The 25,514-nt window shown below is 59.5% G+C and carries 24 protein-coding genes and 1 pseudogene; 16 read left to right on the plus strand and 9 right to left on the minus strand.

The genetic code is table 11. The features are described from left to right. The first annotated feature begins 43 nt into the window (after positions 1 to 43). Complete coding sequence (locus ASE04_RS09115) at positions 44 to 1,723, plus strand: glycoside hydrolase family 3 protein (RefSeq protein ID WP_056815408.1); 1,680 nt, start codon at positions 44 to 46, stop codon at positions 1,721 to 1,723. A gap of 19 nt (positions 1,724 to 1,742) precedes the next feature. Here the strand turns inward: ASE04_RS09115 and ASE04_RS09120 are convergent, their stop codons facing one another. From ASE04_RS09120 to ASE04_RS09130, 3 genes are all read right to left on the minus strand, one after another. Next, positions 1,743 to 2,087 (minus strand): hypothetical protein, encoded by a 345-nt coding sequence (locus ASE04_RS09120; RefSeq protein ID WP_056815414.1) that lies wholly within the window; start codon positions 2,085 to 2,087, stop codon positions 1,743 to 1,745. Positions 2,088 to 2,211: 124 nt separating this feature from the next. Continuing rightward, positions 2,212 to 3,153 (minus strand): LysR family transcriptional regulator, encoded by a 942-nt coding sequence (locus ASE04_RS09125; protein WP_056815418.1) that lies wholly within the window; start codon positions 3,151 to 3,153, stop codon positions 2,212 to 2,214. 9 nt (positions 3,154 to 3,162) lie between these two features. Further along, positions 3,163 to 3,888: a UTRA domain-containing protein gene (locus ASE04_RS09130; protein ID WP_056815425.1), complete on the minus strand. Its 726-nt coding sequence runs from the start codon at positions 3,886 to 3,888 to the stop codon at positions 3,163 to 3,165. Positions 3,889 to 4,117: 229 nt separating this feature from the next. On the opposite strand from ASE04_RS09130, the gene ASE04_RS09135 reads away from it, so the two are divergent. The 4 genes from ASE04_RS09135 (at position 4,118) to ASE04_RS09150 (ending at position 7,120) form a co-directional block, all read left to right on the plus strand. After that, entirely contained in the window at positions 4,118 to 4,945 is an 828-nt protein-coding gene (locus tag ASE04_RS09135) for a transporter substrate-binding domain-containing protein (protein ID WP_056815670.1), read from the plus strand. An 80-nt stretch (positions 4,946 to 5,025) separates the two neighbouring features. Next, a complete protein-coding gene (locus ASE04_RS09140; RefSeq protein ID WP_056815430.1) occupies positions 5,026 to 5,667 on the plus strand; it encodes an amino acid ABC transporter permease in 642 nt (213 codons plus the stop codon). Continuing rightward, positions 5,664 to 6,332, plus strand: a complete 669-nt coding sequence (locus tag ASE04_RS09145; RefSeq protein WP_056815435.1) for an amino acid ABC transporter permease — start codon at positions 5,664 to 5,666, stop codon at positions 6,330 to 6,332. Before ASE04_RS09140 ends, ASE04_RS09145 begins: the two co-directional genes overlap by 4 nt. Continuing rightward, positions 6,329 to 7,120 carry an amino acid ABC transporter ATP-binding protein gene (locus ASE04_RS09150; RefSeq protein WP_056815438.1) on the plus strand — a complete coding sequence of 264 codons (792 nt, stop codon included), beginning with the start codon at positions 6,329 to 6,331 and terminating at the stop codon, positions 7,118 to 7,120. The genes ASE04_RS09145 and ASE04_RS09150 overlap by 4 nt, the downstream gene beginning before the upstream one ends. A 39-nt stretch (positions 7,121 to 7,159) precedes the next feature. On the opposite strand, the gene ASE04_RS09155 is transcribed toward ASE04_RS09150, so the two are convergent. After that, positions 7,160 to 7,426: a helix-turn-helix domain-containing protein gene (locus tag ASE04_RS09155; protein WP_056815440.1), complete on the minus strand. Its 267-nt coding sequence runs from the start codon at positions 7,424 to 7,426 to the stop codon at positions 7,160 to 7,162. A gap of 141 nt (positions 7,427 to 7,567) precedes the next feature. Between ASE04_RS09155 and ASE04_RS09160 the strand changes: the two genes are divergently transcribed. From ASE04_RS09160 to ASE04_RS31485, 8 genes and pseudogenes are all read left to right on the plus strand, one after another. Next, positions 7,568 to 10,474: a monovalent cation/H+ antiporter subunit A gene (locus tag ASE04_RS09160; RefSeq protein WP_056815442.1), complete on the plus strand. Its 2,907-nt coding sequence runs from the start codon at positions 7,568 to 7,570 to the stop codon at positions 10,472 to 10,474. Continuing rightward, positions 10,474 to 10,812: a Na+/H+ antiporter subunit C gene (locus ASE04_RS09165; protein WP_056815445.1), complete on the plus strand. Its 339-nt coding sequence runs from the start codon at positions 10,474 to 10,476 to the stop codon at positions 10,810 to 10,812. Before ASE04_RS09160 ends, ASE04_RS09165 begins: the two co-directional genes overlap by 1 nt. Beyond that, a complete protein-coding gene (locus ASE04_RS09170; RefSeq protein WP_056815448.1) occupies positions 10,809 to 12,443 on the plus strand; it encodes a monovalent cation/H+ antiporter subunit D in 1,635 nt (544 codons plus the stop codon). Before ASE04_RS09165 ends, ASE04_RS09170 begins: the two co-directional genes overlap by 4 nt. Further along, complete coding sequence (locus tag ASE04_RS09175; protein WP_056815451.1) at positions 12,444 to 12,920, plus strand: Na+/H+ antiporter subunit E; 477 nt, start codon at positions 12,444 to 12,446, stop codon at positions 12,918 to 12,920. Next, positions 12,917 to 13,198 carry a K+/H+ antiporter subunit F gene (locus ASE04_RS09180; RefSeq protein ID WP_056815453.1) on the plus strand — a complete coding sequence of 94 codons (282 nt, stop codon included), beginning with the start codon at positions 12,917 to 12,919 and terminating at the stop codon, positions 13,196 to 13,198. Before ASE04_RS09175 ends, ASE04_RS09180 begins: the two co-directional genes overlap by 4 nt. Then, positions 13,195 to 13,566, plus strand: coding sequence for a monovalent cation/H(+) antiporter subunit G (gene mnhG, locus ASE04_RS09185; protein WP_056815456.1), 372 nt, complete (start codon positions 13,195 to 13,197; stop codon positions 13,564 to 13,566). Before ASE04_RS09180 ends, mnhG begins: the two co-directional genes overlap by 4 nt. A 198-nt stretch (positions 13,567 to 13,764) precedes the next feature. Next, on the plus strand, positions 13,765 to 14,591 hold an 827-nt coding region (gene folD, locus ASE04_RS09190), incomplete at its 3' end, for a bifunctional methylenetetrahydrofolate dehydrogenase/methenyltetrahydrofolate cyclohydrolase FolD (RefSeq protein ID WP_244490369.1). A 1-nt stretch (position 14,592) separates the two neighbouring features. After that, positions 14,593 to 14,727 (plus strand): annotated as a pseudogene (locus tag ASE04_RS31485) (bifunctional methylenetetrahydrofolate dehydrogenase/methenyltetrahydrofolate cyclohydrolase); the annotation flags it as partial. A 141-nt stretch (positions 14,728 to 14,868) separates the two neighbouring features. Here ASE04_RS31485 and ASE04_RS09195 read toward each other — a convergent pair. The 5 genes from ASE04_RS09195 to ASE04_RS09215 all read right to left on the minus strand — a co-directional run bounded on the left by ASE04_RS09195 (position 14,869) and on the right by ASE04_RS09215 (position 21,879). After that, positions 14,869 to 15,894 carry an ABC transporter permease gene (locus ASE04_RS09195; RefSeq protein ID WP_056815462.1) on the minus strand — a complete coding sequence of 342 codons (1,026 nt, stop codon included), beginning with the start codon at positions 15,892 to 15,894 and terminating at the stop codon, positions 14,869 to 14,871. A 36-nt stretch (positions 15,895 to 15,930) separates the two neighbouring features. Then, complete coding sequence (locus ASE04_RS09200; protein ID WP_056815465.1) at positions 15,931 to 17,472, minus strand: sugar ABC transporter ATP-binding protein; 1,542 nt, start codon at positions 17,470 to 17,472, stop codon at positions 15,931 to 15,933. A 69-nt stretch (positions 17,473 to 17,541) separates the two neighbouring features. After that, a complete protein-coding gene (locus ASE04_RS09205) occupies positions 17,542 to 18,471 on the minus strand; it encodes a sugar ABC transporter substrate-binding protein (protein ID WP_056815469.1) in 930 nt (309 codons plus the stop codon). A 416-nt stretch (positions 18,472 to 18,887) separates the two neighbouring features. Then, positions 18,888 to 19,865, minus strand: coding sequence for a SphA family protein (locus ASE04_RS09210; RefSeq protein WP_056815472.1), 978 nt, complete (start codon positions 19,863 to 19,865; stop codon positions 18,888 to 18,890). A gap of 88 nt (positions 19,866 to 19,953) precedes the next feature. Beyond that, a complete protein-coding gene (locus ASE04_RS09215; protein WP_056815475.1) occupies positions 19,954 to 21,879 on the minus strand; it encodes a mechanosensitive ion channel family protein in 1,926 nt (641 codons plus the stop codon). 294 nt (positions 21,880 to 22,173) lie between these two features. On the opposite strand from ASE04_RS09215, the gene ASE04_RS09220 reads away from it, so the two are divergent. The 3 genes from ASE04_RS09220 (at position 22,174) to ASE04_RS09230 (ending at position 25,460) form a co-directional block, all read left to right on the plus strand. Next, positions 22,174 to 22,482 (plus strand): hypothetical protein, encoded by a 309-nt coding sequence (locus ASE04_RS09220; protein WP_056815479.1) that lies wholly within the window; start codon positions 22,174 to 22,176, stop codon positions 22,480 to 22,482. A 103-nt stretch (positions 22,483 to 22,585) separates the two neighbouring features. Next, the gene (locus ASE04_RS09225; protein WP_082597295.1) at positions 22,586 to 24,289 is read left to right on the plus strand and encodes a tetratricopeptide repeat protein; all 1,704 of its coding nucleotides are present in this window, start codon (positions 22,586 to 22,588) and stop codon (positions 24,287 to 24,289) included. 184 nt (positions 24,290 to 24,473) lie between these two features. After that, on the plus strand, positions 24,474 to 25,460 hold the full coding sequence (locus ASE04_RS09230; protein WP_244490370.1) for a SphA family protein: 987 nt from the start codon (positions 24,474 to 24,476) through the stop codon (positions 25,458 to 25,460). The last annotated feature ends 54 nt before the right edge of the window (positions 25,461 to 25,514 follow it).

Raw genomic sequence — 25,514 nt, forward strand, 5'->3', positions numbered from 1 at the left:
TATCGTGAGCACCTAGCGATCGTTACGGGCGAGGGAGGAACTCATGACGATCTACGATCAGCTGCGCGAACCGCCGTTCAGCCTTGACGAGACCGCGATCGCCTGGGTGCGTGACGTCTATGCGTCGCTGAGCCTCGATGAAAAGGTCGGCCAGCTCTTTACCCTGATCATGATCGGGACGGATGAAGAGGAGTTCAAGCGCCTTGGCGCCTTGCGGCCGGGCGGCGTGACCAGGTTTTTCACCCCTGATCTCGACTTCGAACGACGCGTGATCTCGGATCTGGTCGAGAGAAGCAAGGTTCCGCCCATCATCAGCGCTGACCTGGAAGGAAGCCGTCATTCCTTCGCATTTGGTACTCCGGTGCTCGGCCAGCTTGGGCTCGCCGCCGTGGATGACGTCGAGGCGACGGAGAAGAGTTCGGAGATACTGGCGCGCGAAGGACGTGCGATGGGTGTCCGATGGTCGTTCACGCCAGTCATCGACGTCAATGCCGCTTTCCGGTCGCCGATCGTCGGAACGCGCTCCTATGGCTCGGATATCGACAAGATCGAACGCCACTCTGTCGCCCATGTCCACGGCCTCCAGAAAAACGGAATAGCCGCCACCGCAAAGCATTGGCCAGGCGAAGGATTTGACGACCGCGATCAGCATCTCCTTACGACCATCAACCCACTCTCGATGGCGCAATGGGAGGAAACCTTCGGTCGGCTCTACAGGAGGCTGATCGGAGAGGGCGTTCTGTCCGTCATGAGCGGGCACATCGCGCTGCCCGCCTATATCAGGTCCAAGTATCCGGACGCGGGACTTGAAGCTTTCCGACCGGCGTCTGTTTCGCGGCTGCTGAACGTCGACCTGTTGCGCAATCAACTCCGGTTCAATGGCATCATTGTTTCAGACGCCACGCCGATGGGCGGTCTATCGGCTTGGGGACATCATACGCAGACGATGCCCGAGATCATTGCCAACGGCTGCGACATGATCCTTTTTAGCGACGCGCCCGAAGAGGATATGGCAGCGGTCAAATCCGCTGTCGAGGATGGACGAATAACGGCGGAGCGACTGGAGGAAGCGGTCCTTCGCGTGCTGGCTCTCAAGGCGCACCTGAAGCTCTTTCGACCGTCCGACGTTCTGCCGGATGCCGCGGAAGCGCGCAATGTTCTCGCGCAGCCCGAGAGCGTCGCAGCGTCCAAGGAGTTTATCGCCAGATCGCCGACCCTGGTGAAGGATGTCGACGGCATCTTTCCGCTCGATCCCGCCAGGACGAAACGCGTGTTGTTGGTGGATGGAGGGATCATTCATCCGCTCATGCCGCAGCCGCTGAAATTCTCGCTGCCGGAGCTTCTGGCGAAAGAGGGGTTCGAGGTCACGATCGATCGACCGGACATTGTCCCAAGTCCCGAGGATTTCGATCTGGTGATCTACGCGTTGGGCGACGAGTCGCTTCTCGTGCGAGGCCGGATATTCCTCGACTGGCACAAGATGGGCGGCGGTGGCCTGTTCAAGGCCATGTATCGCCCGTGGACGAACATTCCTTCCGTCATCATCTCCTTCGGGCACCCATATCATCTTTACGATGCGCCGCGCGTCCCGGCTTACATCAACGCCTACTCGACGATGGACAGCGTGCAGGAAGCCGTGGTGGATTGCATGGTTGGGCGCAAGCCGTTTCTCGGGACAAATCCGGTCGATCCCTTCTGCGGCCTCGAGGACGCTCGATACTGAGGGCGGGCGACGGCGCTACCTAGGGAAAGGTCTTGACGACCTCGTACTTTCCGCCTTCCCAGGCTCGCATCTCGCCGTGTTCGCAGCTGTAGTTCTCGTCCGTCTCCGATATCCCGACACCGATGCCATCAACCTCGGGATCGTCGAAGGTGACGAGAATGTCCGACAGCTTGATTCTCCTCGATCGGAAGTCCCGGAGGATATACTTGTAGCATCGACGATCCCGGTTCGAAATCTCGTGCTGAATGCGAGCCTCGGTCTTCTGGTTGATCTCGGAGAGGGGGCGGGTCTCCGCGAACGATTGGTCAGAGAACGCGACCGACAAAAACACGGTCGGTGCCAGCGCCAGAGCGAGTTTGCTCATCCGAGATCTTTTCGAGATTCCAAGGCTGCACATTGCCGAACCATCCCCCATGAACAACGCGTTCCTCAGCGTAGACCGAAAGAAATCGCAACCTGCGGCTTCCATCAACCTCTTTTCGCCTCGTCTAGGAAGCCGCCGGCGCGGAAATCTGTGCCTGCCGCCTCGAGATCGCGATAACCCAGTCGCGGAATTCCGGGCCGTAAGGCTTTTGCAGCGCCGAGCGATCCCAGGCGAGGAAGTAGCTCTCGCGGAGCGGCATCCTGATGTCGACCGGGATGACCAAAGTCTGGGCTTCCAGTTCGTCGGCGATCATCGACATCTGTGCAAGCACGATGCCGCGCTTGTTGACGGCAGCGTCGATGGCGCTGCTCGATAGAGTGAACGACAAGCCGGAAGGCTGGCCTTTCAGCCCGGCTCCGATCTTCGCCGCGAACTCCGCCCAACTGGGGTAGGGCGTAAAATGGCGCTCCCACTCGACGTGCAGCAGTGGATAGGACAACAAATCCGCGGCAGCCAGTTCTCCGTTGCCGACAAGGGCAGGGGAGCAAGTCGGGACGACCCAGTCTCGAAAGAGTTCGGCATAGTGGTCATGCTGCAGCACGTCGGATCCGTAGCTGACGCGGAAATCGACTTCGTCGAAACCCATTTGTGGTTCCCTGTCGCGGCCGGTCACTCGCACATGCGCATCGGGATGCAAGGCCTGCCAGTCAAAAATGCGTCTGCCGATCCATTTGTTCACGACCGACGACAAGGCGCTGAGCACAAGCGCGTTCTCATTGCGCGCCCGTTCCAGCACTTGTTGGGCGAGGGCGAACTGCTCGAAACCCTTCGAGATCTCCCGGTGGTAAAGCCGCCCCCATTGCGTCAGCTCGACCGTTCTGCCGCTGCGTTCGACAAGGGTAATGCCGAGGAAACTCTCGATCTTGCGGATCTGCTGGCTGATGGCGCCCGAGGAAACGTTGAGCTCGGCAGCCGCGGCCATCACGCTTCCGCAGCGGCCGACGGCCTCGAATGCCTGCAGGCCCTTGAGCGGAATTCCACGAAATACCTGTTCGTCGCTCGACACGTTTCCCCACTACGGCTGCTGACGCAACGCACTTTCGGTCGGATGAAAGATTCCTGCAAACTGAAAGCGATCCCCGGGATGGGTGATCTCGACATAGGTCACCATGCGATCGTTCTGCCACGTCTGGCGAATGAGGTTGAGGCATGGATCGCCGCGATCTATTTTGAGAATGCGTGCTGTAACAGCGTCGGCGGAGACCGCGCGTATCACATGTTTCGCCTTGGACCATGGGACCTGCGACAATAGCCATTTCGCCGGCGGCGCACCAATGAAGCTCTCGGTTCTGGCGAGCGGCACGGTATCGAGAAGAATGATCCGCCGCTCCACCGCCGTTGGCTTTCCGTCGACGATATGCAGGCAGTGGATTCTGAGAATCTCGGCGCCTGGTGTGCTGTTCAACTGGGCCGCTTCGACCGGCCCCAAGCTTTCAATCTTCCGCGTCAATATCTCGTGGCGATGCTCGTAACCTGCCAGCGTGGCGGCCGTACCGATGTCCTGAATGTCCATGACCGTCCGGTTGATCTGCGGTGCCGCGACGAAAGATCCCGTCTTGCGCTTGCGGACCACCAGCCCCCGCTCGACGAGCGCTGTCAGCGCCTTGCTTACGGTCATGCGCGAGCAGCCATAGTCGCCGACGAGATCGTGCTCCCTCGGGATGCGATCTCCTGGGCGCCAGTCTCCGCTCAGGATCTTCGCTTCGATGTCTTTGAATATCCTGATATAGATTGGTTCCAAGACGCGACACCCGTTACCGCTGCACGTAATACGATGCAAATACCAAGCCTACGCCCGAAAGTAGCTGTTCGGCACAAAAATTGCGTTCGTCGACTTTGACGTTGACACCTTAGGCCAGCCTATATCTATTTGTATAGTCAAAAGCGGGTCAAAGAAGCCTGCAATACGGGACTGAAATCGGGAACTCGAACGCATCCTGCCGGATGCGAAAACTGGAGAGATGACAATCATGATCGCACGTTCACTGCTCAAGGGCCTAGTCGGCGCCGCATTTTTGATCGGCGCGACGCTGTCGGCGCATGCGGCCGACACGCTCGCCGCCGTCAAGGCCGCCGGCACGCTGAAAGTCGGTACCGAAACCGCCTTCGCGCCGTTTGATTTTATCGATGCCGGCGAGCATGCCGGCCTGAACGTTGATCTTTTTGCGGAAATCGGCAAGGAGCTCGGCGTCAAGATCGAGTGGGTAGCACTTCCTTGGGACGGCGTATTCCCGGCACTGGAAGCGGGTAAATTCGACGTCGTTGCCGGCCCCGCGACGATCACCAAGAAGCGCATGGAACGCTACCGTTTCACTCCGCCGATCGCTGAAGCCACGATCGCCATTCTGAAGAAAGCAGGCGACGCGACGATCTCCAAGCCGGCAGATATTGCCGGTAAGACGATCGGTGTCGGCAAGGCGACGTCGCAGCTCGACCAGCTGAAGGAATTCGCAGCAACCCTGCCGTCCAAGGTTGATGTTCGCGAGTATCCCGCCTTCACAGAATCCTACGCTGACCTTGCTGCCGGCCGTATCGCCGGTGTCGCCAACTCGCTGCCGAACATCGCTTTCGTCGCCAAGCAGCGCGAGGGTACCTTCGAAGTCGTCCTGCCGCCTTTCGGCAAGAAGTCCTATTTCGGCTTCATCGGCCTGAAGGATGCTGACCATGCGCCGCTCATGGACGCTATCGATGCAGCGCTGCTGAAGATCAAGGCTGATGGTCGCATGGCCGAGTTGCAGAAGAAGTGGTTCGGCGCCAGCTTCGATACGCCTGATGCCGTCAAAGACCCTGCGTTCTGATAGCAGGACGATTGTCGATTGCGCCCCACCGGGCGCAATCACTGACGCCATTATGACAGCCAGGCGGACGAAAGCCGGACATGTCCATCAAACTCTTTGAACTGCTTCTCTACGCGTCGATCTACACCGTAGCGATCAGCGTCGTTTCCATCTTGATCGGGTTCGCAATCGCGATCCTGCTATCGGGCATGCTTCTCTCCAAGAAGCGGTCGTTCGTTACCCCTGCACAGATATTCATCAGCTTCTTCCGCGGCGTGCCTCTGCTCGTGCAGTTGCTGCTGATCTACAATATGCTGCCGGCGATCGGATTGAATGTACCGAGCATCGTTGCGGCAATCGTCGGGCTTTCGCTTTGCACGGCGGCCTACCAGGCTGAGAACATGCGCGGTGGCTTTGCCAGCGTGCCGGTCGGTCTCATCGAGTCTGCGGAAATGGTTGGCCTGACGCCTGGCCAAATCTTCCGACGCATCAAGGCGCCGATTGCGTTGCGCCTGACATTCCCGGCCCTCGTTAACGAGGCTATTCTCATTCTCAAGGCGTCGTCGCTGGTGTCCGTCGTCGGCGTCATCGAGCTGACGCGGATGGCGCAGGACCTTGCCGGCAGCACGTTCCTGCCGATACAGATATTCGCTGCCGCCGGTCTTATCTATCTCGTCATCAATTGGATTGTTGCGCTTGCCGGTGATTTCATCGAGCGCTCCTTGCCGGGAGTGCCGCGATGACCTTCGATATCAACGTCATTCGCGACCAGTTGCCGGCGATTGCAAGCGGTGCCGGCGTCACTGTTCTCATCTGGGTCGTCGGTACGATCGCTGCCGCCATCATCGGCTTTTTTGTCGCCGTAGGCCGTCGGTTCGGTGGGTTCTTGCCGGACAAAGCCCTCGGCTTCATCGTGGCTGTGCTGCGCGGCACGCCGTTCCTGATCCAGATTTTTCTGGTCTATTATGGCGGCCCGTTCATCGGGTTGAATCTGGACCCGTTGCCGGCCGGTCTCATCGGAATCTCCATCTATGGAGCGGCCTACTACAGCGAAATTTTCCGCTCGGGCTTTCGGGCGGTGCCAAGAGGGCATATCGAGGCTGGAGAATGCGTCGGGCTCACCCAGGGCCAAATTATCAGGCGCATCCTGTTGCCTGAAATGACGATGCTGGTGCTGCCGCCATCGTTGAACATGGCCGTCTTGCTGATGAAGGAAACCGCGGTTCTTTCGATCATCACGGTGCCGGAGCTGACGGCAACGCTAAGTGCCATCGGCGCGCAGCAATACGCCTTCGTCGAGGCGCTTACCGTCCTGGCGCTCTTCTATTGGATCCTTGTCGAGATCACCGGCCGTCTCGGCCACCTCGTCGAAACGAAACTTACCAGATTCAGGTTTTTCAACGCATGAGCCTTCCAGCGATCGCAGTCAAAAATCTCGTCAAGAGGTTCGGAGAAACCACCGTCCTGCAAGACGTCGGTCTCGATATTCCGCAGGGCCAGGTATCATGCCTGATCGGCCCGTCCGGCTCGGGCAAGAGCACGCTTTTGCGCTGTATGGCTTTTCTCGAAGAAGCGACGTCAGGCACCATCACGGTCAACGGCGAAGTTCTTGGTTTCACTGAGAATGCAAACGGCGTGCGTGAGCGTATTTCGCCCGCTGCCAATCGCGCGATCCGCGCGCAGATCGGCATGGTGTTTCAGCAGTTCAATCTGTGGCCACACATGACGGCGCTCGGCAATGTTAGCGAAGCTTTGAAAACCGTTCACAAGATGAGCCGCAAAGAGGCGGAGGAGCGCGCCATGGCGCAACTCGTCAAGGTCGGCCTAGAAACGCGCGCGGGGCACTACCCGTCCCAACTTTCCGGTGGGCAGCAGCAGCGCGTGGCGATTGCTCGAGCGCTCGCCTTGAAACCGAAGATCATGCTCTTCGACGAGCCGACATCCTCGCTCGATCCGGAACTGACGGGCGAAGTGCTCAACGTCATGCGCGACCTCGCGAAGGAAGGTATGACCATGGTGGTCGTGTCACACGAGATCGGCTTCGCGGCCACGGTCGGACAGCAGATCGCTTTTCTCGACCACGGCAAGATCCTCTTTACCGGCCCGCCGCAGGAGGTCTTCAAGAAGCCGCGTCATCCGCGTCTCGAGCAGTTTCTGGATACCTATCTCGACCGGGGCGCTTCCATGTTGCTTTGACGATCCGGCGCAACGCGCCAGATTAGCCGCAGCAAAGCTTCAGGCGGTTGTCACACGCTTGGTGCAAAGTGCCACCGTTTCATCCTCAAGGCAGACGAAAGCGGCGCCGCCATTCTCGAAGGCCAACCGCAGCTGCGCTTCCGTGGCACGGTGCACCTCGTGGCGGCGGCTGCCCTCATAGTCCTTGATCGTGCTGCGCGACACGCCCGATCGTTCGGCGAGGTCCGTTTGGGTCCAATCGAGGAGGCCTCGCGCTGCGCGACAAAGTGCCGGTGTCAGAATCTTCGAATTGTTCGCAAGACCCATTGCGCAAACCTGCCCATATTGGTTACTATCTCTCATATATGGTAATTTTCGTCGAATTGCCAGCGGTTGATTCTGCAGCTGTTGGTGATTTTGGCGAAGACAAAAGCGAAGGAATAAGGTGTTGGGATAACAGGCGGATCGATTTCTCTTCTTGCGCTCCTTGTCCTTCCCTTTCTCGGAAGCTTTCTTTCCGTGTTCCTGTTGAACACGTCGTCGCGCCGCCTGCCGGCGGGGCTGGCCGGTGTGGTGACGCTGGCGTCGCTGCTTCTTACCGCGATTAACTATCCCTCGGTCTCAGGCGGGGGCGTGGTTTACTACAAGCTGCAATGGCTCCCGCAGCTTGGCCTTGATTTCACGTTGCGGATGGACGGCTTCGCATGGATCTTCTCCATGCTTGTGACCGCGATCGGTTTGCTCGTCGTCCTCTACGCACGCTACTACATGTCGGAAGAGGATCCTGTTCCGCGCTTCTTCTCGTTCCTGCTTGCTTTCATGGGAGCGATGCTCGGGATCGTGATTTCGGGCAATGTGATCCTGCTCGCGGTCTTCTGGGAGCTGACAAGCATTTTCTCGTTCCTGCTGATCAGCTATTGGCACAACAGCGCCGCGGCACGCGATGGCGCCCGTATGGCATTGACGGTCACCGGGATCGGCGGCTTTTGCCTGTTGATTGGCCTCATTCTGCTCGGAAACATTGTAGGCAGCTACGACCTCGACAAGATCCTCGCGTCAGGCGACATCATTCGTGCTCATTCGCTCTATCTGCCGGCACTTATCTTCATTCTGCTCGGCGCGCTGACGAAGAGCGCGCAGTTCCCGTTCCATTTCTGGCTGCCGAATGCGATGGCCGCGCCGACGCCGGTGTCGGCCTTTCTGCACTCGGCAACAATGGTCAAGGCTGGCGTCTTCCTGCTTGCCCGCTTCTGGCCCGCGCTTTCAGGCACTTGGGAATGGTTCTGGATCGTCGGCGCGGCAGGGATCATCACGCTCCTGCTCGGCGCCTACTTCGCCATGTTCCAGCGGGATCTGAAGGGGCTGTTGGCCTATTCCACCATCAGTCACCTGGGGCTGATCACGACGTTGCTCAGCCTGGGTAGTTCGCTGGCGACGGTCGCCGCGATTTTCCACATGCTCAATCACGCCACCTTCAAGGCTTCGCTGTTCATGGCCGCCGGGATCATCGATCATGAGACCGGCACACGCGATATGCGAAGGCTTAGCGGATTGTTCCGGTTCATGCCGTTCACGGCCACTCTTGCCATTGTCGCCAGCGCGGCGATGGCCGGCGTTCCGCTTCTCAACGGCTTCCTGTCGAAAGAGATGTTCTTCGCCGAGGCGGTGGAGACCCATGCAGACTCGATCCTTGATCGAATCCTGCCCTATGTCGCGACGCTCGCCGGCGCCTTCAGCGTCGCCTATTCGCTGCGTTTCATTCACACCGTCTTCTTCGGCCCGCCGCCGACTGACCTGCCGATCGCTAAACCGCACGAGCCGCCGCGCTGGATGCGCTTCCCGATCGAGCTTCTCGTCGTCCTTTGCCTAGTCGTCGGAATTGTTCCGGCGTTGTCGATCGGTCCCTTCCTGCATACGGCTGTTGTCAGCGTTCTTCGCGAGGATACGCCGGAATACAGCCTCGCCATTTGGCACGGCGTCAATCTTCCGTTGATCATGAGCGCGATCGCGCTTGCCGGAGGCGTGGCGATATATGTGCTGCTGAAAGACTATTTCGCGCGTTGCGACGATGGTCCGCCCATATTCCGCAAGCTGAAGGGACAACGCATCTTCGAGCGTATCCTGGTCGAAGTGTCCTGGCGTTGGGCTCGTATCGCCGAACAGCGGCTCGGAACACGCAGGCTCCAACAACAGCTACGCTGGGTCGTTGTGATGGGCTTTGCCGCCGGTCTGCTGCCGCTTTACCTCCGGGGTTTTCAGAGCCGTCCCTTTACCAATTCCGGAATAGATCCGGTGTTCGCGACGTTGTGGGCGATCGGCATATGCCTTGCTATCGGTACGGCTTACCTCGCAAAGTATCATCGACTTGCAGCGCTGATCATGCTTGGCGGCGTCGGATTGATCGTCTGCACGACCTTCATCTGGCTTTCGGCGCCTGATCTCGCCATTACGCAGTTGCTGGTCGAAATCGTCACGACCGTTCTGATCCTCCTTGGACTCCGGTGGCTGCCGAAGCGGAGCGAGGATTTCGGCGAGACGATGACGTTGCGTTCCAGGTTCCGCCGCTTCCGCGATTTCGCGCTTGCCGTCGTGTGTGGTGTGTCGATGTCGTTGATGGCCTACGCGGTTATGACGATGCCGGTGCCGGACGCAATCTCGAACTACTTCCTGGAGAACGCCTACTCACTGGGTGGCGGCCGCAATGTCGTCAACGTTATTCTCGTCGACTTCCGAGGCTTCGACACCCTTGGGGAAATCGCCGTTCTCGGCGTCGTTGCCCTGACGGTCTATGCGCTGCTTCGCCGCTTCCGCCCCGCGGACGACAGCATGGGCATGCCGGAGCAGCAGCAGATCCAGAACCGCTTCGATGAAGAGCGGCCGGAACGTTCGGCAGGGGATACCGTCCGCGATTACATGCTCGTGCCTTCCGTGATCATGCAGTGGCTGTTTCCTGTCGTCATCACCTTCGCGGTGTACATCTTCATGCGCGGGCACGACTTGCCGGGCGGCGGCTTCTCGGCCGGATTGACCCTGTCGATCGCTTTCCTGCTCCAGTATCTCGCCGGCGGAACGCGATGGGCGGAAGATCGCATTCGTATCCTTCCGCTGCGATGGATGGGGGCAGGGCTGCTTACGGCGTTTCTGACGGGTGCCGGCGCATGGCTGTTCGGCTATCCGTTCCTGACGACCCACTCCCGCTACATCGAACTGCCGCTAATTGGAAAAATGCCGGCCGCGACAGCTCTTCTGTTCGATCTTGGCGTCTTCAGCCTGGTGGTTGGATCGACGGTGCTCATCCTTGTAGCGCTTGCGCACCAGTCGATCCGCATCAACCGCCTTCGCGCGATAGAGACCGCCAAGTCGGAGGAAGCGTAATGGAACTCATCTTGTCGATCGCGATCGGGGTAATGACGAGTTGCGGGATCTGGCTGATCCTGCGCCCGCGAACCTATCAGGTTATCGTTGGGCTCTCGTTGCTGTCTTACGCCGTCAATCTCTTCATTTTCGGCGTTGGCGGTGTGAAGGCCAACGTGCCGCCAATCCTCGGCGACGGGCTTCCTGTGACGGCGCTCGCCGATCCGGTGCCGCAGGCGCTCGTACTGACAGCAATTGTCATCGGCTTTGCGACGACCGCGCTGTTCCTCGTGGTTCTGCTCGCATCGCGCGGATTGACCGGCAATGACCATGTCGACGGCAGGAACGAACCGCGATGAACAGCTGGACCCACCATCTCGTCATTGCGCCGATCCTGATTCCGCTCGTGACGAGCGCGATCCTGCTTCTCGTCGATGAGCGCCGCCGCACCGCCAAGGCAATGATCAGCCTTGTCTCCACGGTCATTCTTGCATTCGTTGCCTTCCTGCTTTTTCGTATCGAGAGTGGCCCGAATGATTTCGACGGGGTCTATCTCCCCGGGAACTGGGCCGCACCGTTCGGGATCGTTCTTGTTCTCGACGGTCTCTCCGCACTGATGCTGCTTTTGACGGCGCTCCTCGCGGTTCCCGCGCTGGTCTTCTCGATGGCACGTTGGCATGCCGTCGGCGCGCATTTTCACAGCATGTTTCAGCTCCTGTTGATGGGCGTAAACGGCGCCTTCCTGACGGGTGACCTGTTCAACCTCTTCGTCTTCTTCGAAGTGATGCTCGCGGCATCCTACGGTCTCTTGCTACACGGTTCCGGTCCGTTGCGCGTGAAGGCGGGCATGCATTACATCGCAGTCAATCTCGTGGCCGCGCTTCTGTTTCTGATCGGCGTCAGTTTGATCTATGGCACCGCCGGAACGTTGAACATGGCCGATCTGGCCGCCCGAATTCCCGATATCGAACCCGATCGCCGCATGCTGATGGAAGCAGGCGCTGGCATTCTCGGGATTGTGTTTCTGATCAAGGCCGGGATGTGGCCGCTCTGCTTCTGGCTTCCACCCGCCTACAGCGCCGCCTCCGCGCCGGTCGCCGGCATTTTCGCGATCATGAGCAAGCTCGGCATCTATGCGATCTTGAGATTGACAATGTTGCTCTTTGGGGAGGGGCCGTCCTCGGGGTTCGGCAATATCGTTCTTCTCTATGGCGGGATGGCCACCATCATCTTCGGCACGATCGGCGTGCTTGCCTCTCAGGCGCTCGGTCGCCTCGCCGGGTTCTCGGTTCTGGTGTCTTCGGGCACGCTGCTGATGGTGCTTGGCATCAATGATGGAGCGATCTCCTCCGGCGCCTTGCTCTACCTCGTCAGTTCGACGCTTTCGATCAGTGCGTTCTTCATGCTGATCGAACTCGTGGAACGCGGCCAGGATGCGGGGGCGAACGTTCTCGCGGTTACGATGGAAGCCTATGGCGATGCGGAAGAGGACGAGCCGAAAGAGGCTGACGGCGTTGCAATGCCCGGCACGATGGCCATCCTCGGTGTATGCTTTGCAGCCTGCGCAATCCTGCTTTCCGGCTTGCCGCCGCTTTCCGGGTTTGTCGCGAAGTTTGCCATGCTTTCGGCGATGATGGGCACGGGCGCGATCGGCGTGCCGCCAACCGCCGCGATCTGGACACTCATCACGCTCGTCATCCTCTCGGGGGTGGCCGCGCTGATTTCCATGACGCGAGCCGGCATCCGAACCTTCTGGAGCTCGATCGAGGGAACCGTGCCGCGGGTTCTGGTCATCGAAATCGTGCCTGTGATGTTCCTGCTGTTGCTGACACTTGGCCTGACAGTGCAGGCCGGCCCGGCGATGCAATATATGGATTCGACCATCCGAACGCTGAGCAAACCGAGTGTCTATATCGATGCGGTCCGCAAGGCGGTGCGGATTCCCGATTACAAGGCGAGTGGCGCCGGCAACGAAGCGGGGAACCACTAGATGTTTCCGTATCCGATCCTGACCGCTTGCCTGATATTGATGTGGCTGCTGCTCAACGGGTTTACGCTTGGCCAATTCGTGCTGGGCGCTCTCGTTGCGGTCGTTGCCTCATGGGCCATGGCTACGTTGCGCCCGGAAAGGCCGAACCTCGCCAAATGGTACCTGTTGCCGAAGCTCTTTTGCCAGGTAGTCTACGATATCGTCGTGTCGAACCTCGCGGTTGCATGGGTCATTCTTCGAAGTGGACGCCGGCGACATAGCCCGGGCTTCCTGACAATCCACCTTGAGATCCGAAACCAGTTCGCTCTGGCGCTGCTCGCCGTCATCCTGACGAGCACGCCTGGATCGGCCTGGCTTGAGTACGATTCCAACGACAATACAGTTCTCCTTCACGTCCTCGACATCCAGAACGAGGCGGCTTGGCGCGACACGATCAAGAACCGCTACGAGAAGCTGCTGCTGGAGATATTCGCATGAGCGCCATCATTCTCTTCACGGCCGTTTCGGTCGCGCAGCTCATGCTGGTGGCAGCCATGGCGATCGCGTCGATCCGAATGTTCATCGGGCCGCGGGCACAGGACCGTATCATCGGTCTCGACACTTTTTACGTCAACGCGATGCTGCTGTTGGTCACCTTCGGTGTCGGCACCGGTCGTGTCGTCTATTTCGAGGCGGCTTTGGTGATCGGCATGCTCGGCTTCGTGGCGACTGTGGCGCTTGCGAAATTCTTGATGCGCGGGGAGGTTATCGAATGATCCATGACAGCACCGATTTGCCGCTTTGGGCGGCTACGACCGTCGCGGGACTGTTGCTGATCGGCGCATCGCTCGCCCTGATCGGCGCGATCGGTTTTCTGCGGTTGCCAACCTTCTACGAGCGGATTCATGCGCCGACGCTTGGCACCAGCTGGGGTGTCGGCGCGATCATGCTGGCATCGATGGTTTTCTTTTCGGTCGCTTCTGAGCGGCTGGTGATCCACGAGCTCCTGATCGGGGCTTTCGTCACCGTCACGACACCGGTGACGTTCATGCTGCTCGCGCGCGCCGCCCTTCACCGCGATCGAGCCGAAGGCGATCCGATCGTTCCTGCAAAGGGAAGCGGTCGCGATCTCGTCGAGAAGTAAGTCGGCCTTCGCGCGGCAGCCGAAATCCTCTCCTGATGGATTATATCAGCGTGCTCCGCTGCAAATGATGGTTTTGATAAAATGTGTCAGCACCACATTGAGGTTGCCTGCGTGCCAACCTAGTGTCCGGTAGCCGCTTTGCATGCGCCGATCAGCGTGACATGCGAGCAACGACACAATGCCTTTGTTGGGTAGGACATGACGACAGTGATCGACGGCAAACAGGTTGCAGCTTCTGTAATCGAGACGGTGAAGGCCGCGACATCGGCCTTGCAAAAGCAGAGCGGTGTGACGACGGGGCTGGCGGTGGTCATCGTCGGTGACGATCCGGCAAGCCACGCCTATGTCAATTCGAAGGGCAAGATGGCCAAGGAGTGCGGTTTCAAGTCCGTGCAGCATACGCTGCCGGTGGAAACCAGCCAGGAAGAGCTCGCGGCCCTTGTCGCCTCGCTGAACGAGGATCCCTCGATCCACGGCATTCTCGTTCAGCTGCCGCTGCCGAAGCATCTGAAATCCGATCCGATCATCCAGTCGATCCGTCCGGAAAAGGACGTCGACGGCCTGCACGTGGTCAATGCCGGAAAGCTTGCGACCGGTGATCTCGAGACCGGTCTCGTCTCCTGCACGCCGGCTGGCGCCATGGTGTTCGTGCGCCGCACTCACGGCGAGGATCTGTCGGGCCTGAACGCCGTCGTCGTCGGCCGATCCAACCTGTTCGGCAAGCCGATGGCGCAGTTGTTGCTGAATGCCAACGCCACGGTGACGATCGCGCATTCGCGCACCAGGGATCTGCCATCGGTCTGCCGCAACGCCGACATCCTGGTAGCGGCCGTCGGCCGTCCGGAAATGGTCAAGGCGGATTGGGTGAAGCCGGGCGCAACCGTCATCGACGTCGGCATCAACAGGATTGCCGCACCCGAGAAGGGCGAGGGCAAGACGCGGCTTGTCGGCGATGTCGCATTTGCCGAGGCGGCTGATGTTGCCGCGGTGATCACGCCGGTTCCCGGTGGTGTCGGTCCGATGACNGCCGAGGCGGCTGATGTTGCCGCGGTGATCACGCCGGTTCCCGGTGGTGTCGGTCCGATGACGATCGCCATGCTGATGGCCAACACCGTGATCGCCGCCCATCGGTCGGCCGGGCAGACGCCGCCCGTGTTCTGATCAGCGCGACGGTGCCGCGCCCGTCGAGGCGCGGACGATAGGTTGTGCGCCAAGAGCAACACAAGACGCTCCGCCACTGTTCAAAAAAATACGGCCCGCGACGATGTCGCGGGCCGTATTTTTTTAGCGTTGCTCTGCGCGTCAGTGTTTTGCACGACGTTTCTGACGATGCACGTCGATAACCACTGCGGCGACGATGATGAGGCCCTTGACGATCTCCTGATAGTAGGCGTCGACCCGCAGGAAGGTGAAGCCCGACGTCATGACGCCGAGAATGACCGTTCCGATAACCGTGCCAGTGATCCGACCGACGCCGCCGGTCAGAGACGTTCCACCGATAACGGTCGCCGCGATCGCATCCAGTTCGTACATCACGCCCATGCCGGCCTGAGCTGTCTGAGCGCGGGCGGCCGTCACGATGCCGGCGAGGCCAGCCAGAAGACCGGCGATTGCATACACCTTGATCAGGTGGGCCTCGATATTGATACCCGAAACACGCGCAGCCTGCGGGTTGGCGCCGATCGCGTAGGTGAACTTGCCGTATCGGGTGTAGCGCAGGATGATGTGGAAGATGAAAGCGACGACAAGGAAAACGATAACCGGCCAGATGCCTGTTCCGATGAAGTTGAACTGCTCCGTCAGGCCCGAGACCGGCTGCCCCTTCGTGTACCACTTCGAAATACCGCGCGCCGACACCATCATGCCGAGTGTTGCGATGAACGGCGGAATCTTCGTCTTCGCGATGAGCTGGCCGTTGACATATCCCGCGGCCAGGCCAATGAGCAGGCCGACGCCGATCGGAATGAAGAAGGGCAGGTCAGTTAGCCCCGGATAGAGCGCTCGAGGCCAGGTCGACGCTTGGGCAAAACTTGCCGCGATCATCGCCGTCATGCCGACGACGGAGCCCGAGGACAGATCGATCCCACCCGTGATGATCACCTGCGTCACGCCGACGGCGATGATGCCGATGACCGAAACCTGAAGGACCATGATGGTGAGGCGCTGGGAATTCATCAGGAAGCTCTGCCCCACGAAGATCCAACCCAGGATTTCGTAGATGAGCGCAATACCGACGAGCACGAGAAAAATGCTCAGTTCCGGCGGAACGCGATGGCGCCGGGATCTCGCGGGAATGGCTGCGGCCGCTTCGGCGGTGTTCGTATTCATGTCTTCCTCCCTTGGCGACAGGACGGGTTACGGCGCTTATTGTGCCGCGAGCTCCATCACCTTGACTTGAGTTGCTTCACTGCGGTCCAGGAAGCCCGTTACGCGCCCCTCGTGCATGACCATGATGCGGTCGCTCATGCCCAGAACTTCAGGCATTTCCGATGAGATCATGATGACCGCGACGCCGGTCTTGGCCATCTCGGTGATCAGGCGGTGAATTTCCGCCTTGGCGCCGACATCGATGCCGCGCGTCGGTTCGTCGAGGATCAGGATCTTCGGATTGGTCAGCATCCAGCGGCCGATCAGAACCTTCTGCTGATTGCCGCCCGACAGATTCTCGACGCGCTCGAAAAGATGCGGCGTCTTCACACGCAGCTTCTTTGCCATGTCAGCGCAGGTCTCTTCGAGCGCTGTTTCCTGGACAAAGCCGCCTTTGACGTAACGGTCGTGCAGTACGGCGATCTGCATGTTCTCGAGGACGTTGAGGATGAGAAGACAGCCCGTATCCTTGCGGTCTTCGGTCAGGAAAGCCATGCCGTGACGGATCGCCGTGGTCGGCGTCCGAATGTCGACCGTCTTTCCGAAAAGTTCGATGCTTCCCGCCGATGCCGGGGTCACCCCGAACAGGGTCTCGGCGACATTTGAGCGACCGGAGCCGACCAGGCCTGCAATGCCGAGGATTTCACCTGCACGAACATCGAACGAGATATCGCGAAAGACGTTGTTGAGCGTGAGATTCGATACCTTCAGAACGACGTCCCCGATCGGGACATCCTCCTTGGGGAACATCTGGGTGATCTCGCGGCCGACCATCATGCGAATGATGTCGTCGCGGGTGACGTCGGTTGAGGCGTGGGTGCCGATATATTTGCCATCACGGAAGACAGAGAACTCGTCGGCGATTTCGAAGAGTTCGTTCATTTTGTGGGTGATGTAGACAATGCCGATACCGCGTGCACGCAGGTCCCGGATAATGCGAAACAGGTGCTCGACCTCTCGCTCCGTCAGCGCCGATGTCGGCTCGTCCATGATCAGGACGTCTGAATTGTAGGAGACGGCCTTGGCGATCTCCACCATCTGGCGGCTGGCGACGGACAGATAACGGACCTGGATTTCAGGGTCGATGTCGATATTCAGCCGCTGAAAGAGTTCCTCCGTCAGCCGGAACATCTCACCGTGATCGATGAAGCCAAATTTGTTCTTCGGCTCGCGGCGGATCCAGATGTTTTCCGCGACAGTCATGAAAGGCATCAGGTTGAGTTCCTGATGGATCATGGCAATGCCGTTTTCGAGCGCATCCAACGGGGATTTCAGGCGGATCTCAATGCCCTTCATCCGGACCTCGCCTTCATCAGGCGTGTAGATGCCGGCCAGAATCTTCATAAGCGTGGATTTGCCTGCGCCGTTCTCTCCCATCAGCGCATGGACCGAGCCGCGCTTGAGCTTGAACTGCACGTCATCCAGCGCGAGAACGCCCGGAAATTCTTTACGGATGCCTTCGGCAGCAAGAAGATATTCCGCGTTAGGAACAATGCCGCTCGCGCGCACGGCTGCCATCGTCGACGGGCTTAAAGCCATCTCATACCTCCCGATACCGACAGTCTTTGGAAATGGATGCGGGCCGGAGCCCGCATCCAGATGCCCTGCTTAGTTCTTTGCGACGAAGTCCTTGACGTTCTCAGGCGTGACGAGCTGGAAGGGAATGTACACCTTCTTGTCGATCTTTTCGCCCTTTGCGAGCTTCAGAGCGGCGTCGAGCGCGCCCTTGCCCTGGCCGGCAGCATCCTGGAAGACGGTGACGTCGAGATCACCGGCCTGCATTGCTGCAAGAGCGTCCTGCGTTGCGTCCACGCCGCCGATCACGACCGACTTCATGTCCTTGCCGGCTGCCTTCAGCGCCTGGATGGCGCCGATCGCCATTTCGTCGTTGTTGGAGATGACAGCGTCGAACTCGAGACCGCTGGAGAGCCAGTTGGTCATCAAGTCGGAGCCCTGCGTGCGCTCCCAGTTGGCAGTCTGCTTTTCGACGATCTGAAGGCCCTTGCATTCATCCGTCTTCAGAACGTCTTCCACGTCCTGAGTACGCATGCGGGCGGCCTGGTTCGACAGTTCGCCCATCATAACGACGACCTTGCCCTTGCCACCCAGCAAGCGGCAGACTTCCTTGGTTTCCAGCGTGCCGGATTCCTTTTCGTTGGAAGCGACGAAGGCCTGCTTTTCGGGCAGGGTGTCAACGTTTACAGGCTCGCGGTTGACGTAGACGAGCGCAATACCGGCGTCGGCGGCGAGCTTGGACATGGCAGCCGTCGCGTCCGTATCAACCGGGTTGACGACGATGGCGTCGACCTTGGATGCGATGAAGTTCTGAATCTGGCTCTGCTGCTTTGCAACGTCGTTGCCGGCGTCTTCCACCTGAAGCGTGACACCGCTCAGGGTCTTGGCATAATCCTGCATGCCGTTCCGGAGAACGGTCAGGAAGTTATCGTCGAATTTGGCCATCGAGACGCCGACCGTTTCTGCATGGGCTGCAGTCGACATCAGAAGCGCGGCAGCTGCGCCAAGCATGAATTTTTTCATCATTTCCTCCTCAAGCGGTGTCCGGCGCACCCTCCTCACTCCGGATGTCGGCCCTCCGCCGACCACTCGCTGACTTCTGCGAAAATGAAACAAACAAACCGCAAGTCACAGCGAATGGAATATTTGTTCCATATCTTGTGACGTCGGTCAAGGCGTTTATCTGAACGCTCCGGCAATAAGTGGATAAGGCAGGGAGAGCACCGGTTTACGCCGCCCGTGATGGCGCCGGGTGCAGGTGGATGGCGGCAAAAATGAAATGAATATTCCGACGATCACAGTGCCTCGTAAGGCGCCGAATGAAGGCGTCAACGACCGAGGCCGCGGACAGCGGCTCGTCTGCTCAGGAATTTGGTGATGCCCCACCAACGTGTTTCCACGCTCTAGGGAAGGATCTCGCCCAGCGTCAGCGGCAGGGCCTACTCAACCTTCTTCGGGGCGCGGGGCGCAAAAGCCAGCGACAGCCATACATTCCAACCCTCCGGTCGGTTCTTGGCGCAGAACTCATAGTAGCCCTTGAGGTTCAGAAAACCGGATGTCTTGTCGTTGACATCGAAGTTGTAGCCGATCTGCGGTCCGACACCGAAGACACGCGACTTGAAATCGCCAAGGCTTGCACCCGCCCCACTGTCTCCGGTGATCTGCTGGTAGGCATATCCGGCGACGCCGACATAGAGATGCTCATTCAGGAATTGCGACGCACCCCAATCGATATGGGCGTCGACGCCGTTTTGATAGTCGGTGTCCGGGTTCTCGAAATTGTAGGTCAGGCCGCCGACAATGGAGAATTCGCGACCGGTGGAGACATCGAGGTAGGTGTAGCCAACGCCGCCATCGATGGCGCCGTGACCGATCCCGAGATTGGCCAGGCGGTCGGAATCATAGGCCCCGACCAGTATGTCGCCGGTGATATAGGCAAGATAATTATCGACGCCGTCGTTCCATTTCAGAGTGGCTTGCGGCAGCAGGTCGCCAAATGCCGTCCGGCTATCGCATCGCTCTCCGGACACCGAGCCGCCAAGCGGGCCGGTCAATGTCGCGTCGACGCAGGCGTGACTGCGGCCGGCAACGCCGAGGAGGCTCACGGCAAACTGCCCGTTCCACAAAGGTTGCTCGAATGTATAGGTCGGACCGAAGGCGAGCAGATTGCCACGGCCCTTGATGCCGAGGTCCACCTGGCCACCACCCCCACGCGGAAAGGCCTGGTTCGCGCCAGCGCTGACTGATGGGTGGATATAAACGGTCGCGAACGACCATCCTGGCTGGGCGGGTACGGCGGCAAAGCTTCCGTATAGGCCTGGGAGCCAGAAGCTGACACCGGACTCATCTGCTCTCGCCTCCGGTGCAAGAAGGCAGGATATTCCGACACACAGTGCCGCCGTCCAGTTCTTCGTCATCGAATCGCCCCCACGATCTACTCGGATAAAAGTACGTGAGTGATTGCAGGCTGCAACTCACGATCGATCGGGTGTCGAGGGGGCAACGTCACTCCACGGCCGCCGACTTTTCCTGCAGGACGCGGACGGCGCTCGCCGCGGCCGCGCCACCGCCCTTGTCGTCGCCGCCAACTTGAACTGTGGGTTGTGCAAACTCGATGCCGCTGGCCTGGAATGCTTCTCTGATCTTGGCGTAGGCCTTGCGCCTGATATAGGTCTGCATACCCGGCACGGTTGTCATGGCGAAGCTGAGGACGATGCCGTAGTCGCCAAATTCCTCGACGCCCTTCATCTTCAAGGGTTGGATGAACAGGGGCCCAAGCTCCGCATCCTCGGCGAGTTCAGCACCGATGCGCTTTGCTATCTTTCGTGCCTTCTCGATATCCGTGTCATAGGCGACATTGATGCGGAATTTGTCGATGACCCAGTCTCGGCTCATGTTCTCGACCGCCCCGAGTTCGCCGAAGGGCACCGTGAATACCGGGCCGCGATGATGGCGCAGGCGTACGGAACGCAGGCTGAATCCCTCAACTGTTCCCTTGTAGCTCTTCGCTTGAATGTATTCCCCGACACGGAATGCATCGTCGAGCATATAGAAGACGCCGCTGATGACATCCTTGACCAGCGTTTGTGAACCAAAGCCGATCGCGACGCCGAAAATGCCGGCACCCGCGATCAGCGGACCAATCTGCACGCCGAGCTCGGACAGCACGATCAAGCCGGCCATCACGGCGACGATCACCGCCAAGGCGTTGCGAAAGATCGGCAGCAGTGTCCGAAACCGTGCCCGGCGGGCGGCATCGGCAGGTGGAAGAGCGGTGGCATCCGTTGATGTCGCGAGGGCTCTGTCGATCCAGCTTTTCGCGAGTTGCCAGAGGAGGTCGGCCACCAGCAGCACCAGAACACTTTTCAGCAGGGCATAGAACAGAGCCCTGACCAGCGGATCGTTGTGGGCGAAACCGTCGGAATTCATCTCCCAGACGAAGGCAAGCCATGCGACGGCGAACGTGATGACGATCGCTCGCGCGCCTCTCGCGACGATAACGCTGCGGAGCGAGCCTGCGGCGCCTGAAGAGAATTCCTCGGCAGCCTGCCCGACGCCGCGGAGAATACCGGGAAGAACGAGCGCGTAAATACCGAGCCAGAACAAGCCCTGGAGATCGAGGCACCACAACAGCCAGACGGCGACGAGAAACACCGTCAGCGCCGCCCTCGAAGCGCGCGGCTTGAGCGACGTGGACCAAGACGCCTCGATTGCAAGCACAAGAATGACAATCGAAAAGCAGTAGGAAAGGGCAGCCGATACAGCGGGATCAACGCCAAGCGGCGCCCCTAGGACCGCGTTGGCGGCAGCAAAAATCACCACGGCGAGAAGGATGCGCGCCCTTAGACGAAGCGGGCGTTGGTGCCCAAGCGCAAGTACGATGAGAACCGAACCCAGCCGATACAGCACGAATGCGGACAGGTAGGCGAGCAGGGTCACGCGTGCGAGCGGTGGCCAGTCGACGGCGAAGAAGACAATCGCCATCGTTGCAGCGAAAATCGCGACCGGCGCAAGCCTGCCCAATACGCCATCGGAACGGGGTCTGTATCTTCGGAAAAGCCATTCGGCTGCAAGGCCTACCGCGACCAGTGCGGCAAAGATGATGAATACGGGTGCATAGCCATGTGAGATGGCATCTTGCCTGGTACGGGTGGCTGCTGCTCCGATCTCCGCAGGAATGCGGGGAACGGCAGAGACGATCGCATCGATGCGGGTTCTGACACCGGTCTCCCACCCCGCAAGTGCTGGCTTGTCGGCAGCAACTGACGGTGCCGTGGTTGCTGCGCCCTTGCGCTCGGCAAGCAGAGATTGCACCTCAGGATCTTTGAGAAGTTTGAGGAGTTCATCGACTTTCTGCTCGGCCGATGGCGCTTGGGCGTGGGCCGAAAAGGCGACGAGGAGTGCAAACAGAAGCGACGCCAGCCATTTCATTCTGCGAGCTTTCTTATCGGGAACTGGAATTTCACACCGGCGTTGACGTCTGAGTGCTCTTGAGCGACTGCGGTACCGGAGGACAAGGCAGCGAACGCAAGTATCATCCAGAGCTTCATGGCTACTCCTATTGCTGGAATAGCATCAAGCCATGTCTCCCCCATGGACGCCAGTCTGTAACGGTAACAGCAACGTTGGCCCGACGATGCGGCTCGCGTTTACCGTTACGTACTTCCCCGCTGGCTCAGCGTCGCCTAATTTGAGCTTCTGTCATCCGGGAGACGGGGTTGTGCAATGAACGAGCGCAACGAGGCGGTGGGAAATGGAAGAAAAGCCGCCCAGCGAGGACTGTGGAGGCTGATGCTGAAGCTGCCTTCATCAAGAGGCCGGCTGCAAATTCTCGCGGCCACGATGCCCTCGCTTCACGATCTCTTCGAGGCCTATGAGGAGGCCTCGGTTGCTCTTGAAAACATGCTCAAGGAGCGAGACCGTTCGGAATGTCCGTTGATCGTCGAATACGAGCAGCTCTGCGTCGATATCGAAGACGATGTGATCAGGTACATGCTGGAGAAGAGCCCGGCGGGTGACACGCCCGCGAAATAATCACCTTTCGGTTATATTACGTTCACCGATTGCAACTAGATGTAATATCCGTCATAAATTGACTTCTTCTGCCTGTGCCTGGTCGATTGTTTCGAGGGATGCCATGCGTGGTGAAGTTCAGAGCGAGAATATCGCGGAAGTGTCAATGGACGAGGCGCGTGCCGAGATCGAGCGACTTCTCGGCGATGGGCGACTTCATCTTTCAGAGCGGCAAAGGGAGTTGCTACGCTATCTCGCGGAGCGACGGTTCTCAGGCAACAAGGAAGGCGTGAAAGCCTACTGCATTGCAATCGATGTGCTCGGCCGTACCAGCGCTTTCGAGGCGGGAATCGATCCTATCGTTCGTATTGAGATGAGCCGACTGCGTTCGGCGCTCGACAGTTATTACGAGGCCTACGGGGCGACCGGCGGCATTCGAGTGCAAATCCCCCGAGGCAGCTACCTCACACGCTTCTACAGAGCAGGCCAAGAAGAAACTCCGGCAGACACGGTTGTCGGGGTGGCCGAGAGCGCTTCCACTGAGCAGGAGGTGTCGAGTACCGTTGACCAGCGCCGTCGCCTGCCTCCGCCTGCGGCTCTCTATGCAACTGCTGCTGTTGCCAGCGTTTGCGCTGCTGCCTTGTTCGCAGTGTGGCGGCTTCTCGGGGACCCAGACTGGACCGAAAAGCCAATCGTATATGTGAAGCTCGAAGCTGCCGATTCAGAGCTGATGCAAGAGGCTAGCCTTGTTCGCGAGTCCCTGGTTTCCGCGCTAAGCAGGTTCCAAACGCTGACTATTGCAGAACCTCGTTACGCGGCCGCCAGAGCGGCGAACCGGGTGGGGCGCACCTACGAGATCGACATTCGATATTACGGCGACAGCGGTAACAGGAGAGCATGGTGGCAAGTCGTCCAAAGCAGTTCCGGTGACGTTTTGAAGTCTGGCCTTGAGAACATCGGGGCGACGGGGCGCGGTCAATCGCTGGTGATTCAGGAGGTCGCCGATGCCCTAGCACGGCGGTTTGCACCGACGAGGAGCGTTATCAACGACGCGGAACTGCGAGAAAGCCCGGAGGATGCGATTGGAAACGCCTGCGTCCTGCGGGCTGAATACGCGCTGGAGACCGGCGGTCCCGACCAGATCGCTGCCAGCCGACGTTGCCTGGATACGACGCTTTCGCGTAACCCGAGAATATCAGATGCCACGGCAGTGCTTTCGCGCATCCTGCTTTCCGACAGCACCGCGACCGCCGACGTGGTTGCGGGAGTTGAACTTGCGCGCAAGGCAACGGCCGAAGCTCCGCTGTCGGAGCGTGCACAAACCGCATTGATGGTCGCCCAGTTCGCGACCGGCAAGAAGGTCGCAGCGATCGAAACGGGAAACCGCGCGATATCGCTTAATCCGAACAGCCCGGATGCGACGGCAGCGTTTGCCTTGGTGCTTTACCGATCGGGCTTTGGCGCCGCCGGGGTGTCCATGGCACGTGAGGCAACGGGAATGTCGGACGCGGCTCCTCGGGACGCACTGATGGTACTGGCGTTCGACGCGTATGCGCGCAAGCAGTACTCCGAGGCCTCGCTGCTTGCCGAGCAAATCAACGGCAGAGACTTTTCCGTGCAGGTTCTGCGAACCGCAGCGCTCGGCGAACTCCAATCGCCGGAGGCGGTCGAGCGACTGGAGGAGCTTCGCTCGCTGGATCCCGCCTTTGAGCGCTCGGGAGAAGAGCGATTTGCGCTGCTACCTCTGCCGGACGAGTTGAAGGCGGGGCTCGTCAAAGCGGGCGCCCGTTTCTCTTCAAACCAGCTGGCAAGCTCCGAAGACAAGTGAACGCAAACGAACAACGGTTACTGTTACCGTTGCGTACTTGCGTGTTCCGCACGTTTTGTCACCCCTGATTCAGCAAATTCATCTTCGGCGGCCTTCGTGGTCAGTCTGGAAAAAGCTTGTGCGAAGAAGCTGCAGCTTATGCATGGGCTGTTTTTTCGAAAACGTGTTTGGAAGCGAGGTCGACATGATGCGTAGCGGATTGAACAGGAAGATTTTTCTCGCCGCGGTAACGGCCGTCGTCGCGCCAGGGTTAGCGCAGGCTGCCGAGGGTGGCGCCGGGTTCTATCTTCTCGGGTCAAAAGGTCCGGCCGCAGCTATCACGCCGCCGGCTGGCGTCTATTTTCAGAACGACTTCTACTATTACTCGGGAGACCTCGGCGGCGGACGGCAGCTTCCGACCGGCGGGCGCCTTGCTGTCGGCGTGGAAGGAAAGGCAGCGATCGAGATACCCACGGTCATCTGGATACTGCCGGAAGAGGTCGCTGGCGGTCACATTGGACTGAGTGGATCGCTTCCCGTCGGCTGGAAGGAGACCGATGCCGACGTGACCCTGGCTGGACCTTTGGGCGGAACGGCCACGGGCGGCGTCACGGATACGGTCTTTACGGTTGGCGACCCCCTTGCCGGTGCCTTTATCGGCTGGGAGGCGGGCAATTTTCATTGGCAGGTCGGAACGTTGGTCAATATCCCGATCGGCGACTACCAAAAGGGCGAGATTTCCAACATTGCCTTCCATCACTGGGGAGCTGATGTTTACGCCGCCGGAACCTGGCTCGATCCGAACATCGGCTTGGACCTCTCCGGCGTCGTCGGCATGACCTTCAACGCCGAAAACCCCGCGACCGACTATCGGACCGGCAACGAGTTCCATTTTGAATGGGCTGCTGTTCAGCACTTCAATCAGCAGTTCGACGCCGGCCTCGTTGGCTATTATTATGATCAGGTGACGGGGGATAGCGGCGCCGGCGCCCGTGGCGCCTTCAAGGGCCGCGTAGCAGCGATTGGCGCAACGATCGGCTACACCTTCATGGCCGGAGAGCTGCCGGTTTCCGCCCGCATCAAGTATTTTCATGAGTTCGCGGTGGAGAATCGTGCCGAGGGAGACTCTGTGTTCCTGACGATCTCGATGCCGCTCTCGATCACAAAGCCAACGACCGTCGCCGCTCAATAGATCGAAGCGAATTGCAGCATTCCTTTACGTGACGGGCGCGTCCATTTCGGACGC

Source organism: Rhizobium sp. Root708 (assembly GCF_001429725.1).
Classification (GTDB): domain Bacteria; phylum Pseudomonadota; class Alphaproteobacteria; order Rhizobiales; family Rhizobiaceae; genus Rhizobium.

Excerpts from the sequence above, each read along its gene's own strand:
- ASE04_RS09115 (WP_056815408.1), top strand. The coding sequence starts at position 44 with ATGACGATCTACGATCAGCTGCGCGAACCGCCGTTCAGCCTTGACGAG.
- ASE04_RS09120 (WP_056815414.1), bottom strand. The coding sequence starts at position 2,087 with ATGAGCAAACTCGCTCTGGCGCTGGCACCGACCGTGTTTTTGTCGGTC.
- ASE04_RS09135 (WP_056815670.1), top strand. The coding sequence starts at position 4,118 with ATGATCGCACGTTCACTGCTCAAGGGCCTAGTCGGCGCCGCATTTTTG.
- ASE04_RS09140 (WP_056815430.1), top strand. The coding sequence starts at position 5,026 with ATGTCCATCAAACTCTTTGAACTGCTTCTCTACGCGTCGATCTACACC.
- ASE04_RS09145 (WP_056815435.1), top strand. The coding sequence starts at position 5,664 with ATGACCTTCGATATCAACGTCATTCGCGACCAGTTGCCGGCGATTGCA.
- ASE04_RS09150 (WP_056815438.1), top strand. The coding sequence starts at position 6,329 with ATGAGCCTTCCAGCGATCGCAGTCAAAAATCTCGTCAAGAGGTTCGGA.
- ASE04_RS09155 (WP_056815440.1), bottom strand. The coding sequence starts at position 7,426 with ATGGGTCTTGCGAACAATTCGAAGATTCTGACACCGGCACTTTGTCGC.
- ASE04_RS09165 (WP_056815445.1), top strand. The coding sequence starts at position 10,474 with ATGGAACTCATCTTGTCGATCGCGATCGGGGTAATGACGAGTTGCGGG.
- ASE04_RS09170 (WP_056815448.1), top strand. The coding sequence starts at position 10,809 with ATGAACAGCTGGACCCACCATCTCGTCATTGCGCCGATCCTGATTCCG.
- ASE04_RS09175 (WP_056815451.1), top strand. The coding sequence starts at position 12,444 with ATGTTTCCGTATCCGATCCTGACCGCTTGCCTGATATTGATGTGGCTG.
- ASE04_RS09180 (WP_056815453.1), top strand. The coding sequence starts at position 12,917 with ATGAGCGCCATCATTCTCTTCACGGCCGTTTCGGTCGCGCAGCTCATG.
- mnhG (WP_056815456.1), top strand. The coding sequence starts at position 13,195 with ATGATCCATGACAGCACCGATTTGCCGCTTTGGGCGGCTACGACCGTC.
- ASE04_RS09195 (WP_056815462.1), bottom strand. The coding sequence starts at position 15,894 with ATGAATACGAACACCGCCGAAGCGGCCGCAGCCATTCCCGCGAGATCC.
- ASE04_RS09200 (WP_056815465.1), bottom strand. The coding sequence starts at position 17,472 with ATGGCTTTAAGCCCGTCGACGATGGCAGCCGTGCGCGCGAGCGGCATT.
- ASE04_RS09205 (WP_056815469.1), bottom strand. The coding sequence starts at position 18,471 with ATGAAAAAATTCATGCTTGGCGCAGCTGCCGCGCTTCTGATGTCGACT.
- ASE04_RS09210 (WP_056815472.1), bottom strand. The coding sequence starts at position 19,865 with ATGACGAAGAACTGGACGGCGGCACTGTGTGTCGGAATATCCTGCCTT.
- ASE04_RS09215 (WP_056815475.1), bottom strand. The coding sequence starts at position 21,879 with ATGAAATGGCTGGCGTCGCTTCTGTTTGCACTCCTCGTCGCCTTTTCG.
- ASE04_RS09220 (WP_056815479.1), top strand. The coding sequence starts at position 22,174 with ATGAACGAGCGCAACGAGGCGGTGGGAAATGGAAGAAAAGCCGCCCAG.
- ASE04_RS09225 (WP_082597295.1), top strand. The coding sequence starts at position 22,586 with ATGCGTGGTGAAGTTCAGAGCGAGAATATCGCGGAAGTGTCAATGGAC.
- ASE04_RS09230 (WP_244490370.1), top strand. The coding sequence starts at position 24,474 with ATGATGCGTAGCGGATTGAACAGGAAGATTTTTCTCGCCGCGGTAACG.